Genomic DNA, 1814 nt, shown 5'->3' with positions numbered 1-1814 from the left:
ATCGCCAGCCCAGGGGAATGTTATAGTTCGTGCTGTCTTCGTCCAACTGTGACAAGAACCAGAGACGCTGCTGCGAATAGGACAGTGGCAGCGCACCATCACGGCTGATCTTCGGTATCAGTGTAGCTTTTAGGTCGCGGGCTCGATTTCGCTCTCTGGCCAGGGAAAGGAGCTTAGCTAAGCTGCCTGAATCCAGTTCTTCTAATTGGTCGATGACAAAATCGGTCATTTCAGAGTCCTAGGAAGAAAGCAGCTTCTGAAGTTCGTCGCGATCAAATTCTTGAGTGATCAAGCTGATGGAAGATTCACGGGCTAGCTCAGCCAATGTCGGCTTGGCGAACAGGGTCGCCAGTGGCAGCTCCACTGCCAAGGCCTGTGTCAGCCGGGCAAGCAGGCGCACCGCCAGCAGCGAGTGGCCGCCGAGCTCGAAGAAGTTGTCGTGGCGGCCGATCCGCTCGACCCCGAGCAGCTCTCGCCAGATCGCCGCCAGCAGCGTCTCGACCTCGCCTTGCGGCGCCTCATAGGCCCGGCGCGCATAGGCATCGTCAGCCGGCAAGGGCAGCGCCTTGCGGTCGAGCTTGCCGTTCGGTGTCAGCGGCAGTGCGTCCAGCCGCACGAAGGCCGACGGCACCATGTAGTCGGGCAGCAGGCCACCGAGATGGGCCCGCAACGCCGCGGCAAGCTCGGCGCCATCGGCCTCGTCCGCTCCCAGCTCGGGCCGACACACGACATAGGCGACGAGCCGCTTGTCGCCCGTCGCATCCTGGCGCGCCACCACGGCCGCATCGCCGACAAGCGCATGCTCGCAGAGCCGGGCAGCGATCTCCCCCGGCTCGATCCGGAAGCCGCGGATCTTCACCTGCTCGTCGTTGCGGCCCAGGAACTCGAGATTGCCGTCCGGCAGATAGCGGGCCAGGTCGCCGGTCCGGTACATGCGGGCATCCGTCTGGTCGCTGAACGGATCGGCCAGAAACCGCTCCGCCGTCAGCTCCGGGCTGTTGAGGTAGCCGCGCGCAACGCCCGCCCCGCCGATATAGAGCTCGCCAACAGCCCCGAACGGAACGGGCTGGCCATGGTCGTCAAGCACATAGATCCGCGTGTTCGATATCGGACGCCCGATCGTCTCGACAACAGCCTGCCCTCTTGGCATGCAAATCCATGTCGAATAGGTCGTCGTCTCCGAGGGACCATAGAGATTGCAGATCGTCTGTGTAGACGTATTCTCAAAGAGCCTCTCGATCAGCGGGAGCTTCAAGGGTTCGCCCGCCAAATTAATAGCCTTTGCCGATTGCGGCACTGCCTGCTTGTCAAGGAGAGAAGTGATCGCCGACGGGACCGTGTTGATCAAGGAGACATCCACGGGCGTTTGAGCCAGCGTCAGGGCATTCTCGACGAGATAGAGCGTGCCCCCGCGAGAAAGTGGCACGAAGCACTCGTAGACAGACAGATCGAAATTGATCGAAGTCGAAAACAGCATCCGGCTGGTCTCCGATCCGGCAAAAACGCTGTCGTTCCAATGCAGCAGGTTGACGGTGTTTGCATGCTCGACCATGACACCCTTGGGCGTTCCGGTGGAGCCCGAGGTGTAGATGATGTAGGCGAGATGGCTGGGGGTCAGGCCGAGCGCATGCGGATCGGGATCCGACGCCGGCAGCCTCGCCGAGACCGGGGTGGCCGCATCGAGATCAATCACGCGGAGATCGGCGATTGCCTCGGCGCCGAGGGCTTCGCGGCCGGCCGCATCGCAAAGCATGAGCCGCGGGGCGGCATCGTCGAGCACCTGGTTGAGCCTCGCGCAGGGATAGGCCGGATCG

At 62.5% G+C, this 1814-nt stretch carries 2 protein-coding genes; both read right to left on the bottom strand.

From position 1 onward, the window contains the following. A partial coding sequence (locus tag AYK65_RS32265) for a hypothetical protein (protein WP_139793427.1) occupies window positions 1-229 on the bottom strand: 229 nt, incomplete at its 3' end. Window positions 230-238: 9 nt separating this feature from the next. Then, on the bottom strand, window positions 239-1814 hold a 1576-nt coding region (locus tag AYK65_RS31305), incomplete at its 5' end, for a non-ribosomal peptide synthetase (RefSeq protein ID WP_139793426.1).

The organism is Ensifer aridi, assembly GCF_002078505.1.
Classification (GTDB): Bacteria; Pseudomonadota; Alphaproteobacteria; order Rhizobiales; family Rhizobiaceae; genus Sinorhizobium; species Sinorhizobium aridi.
This window is presented reverse-complemented; position numbering and strand designations above follow the sequence as displayed.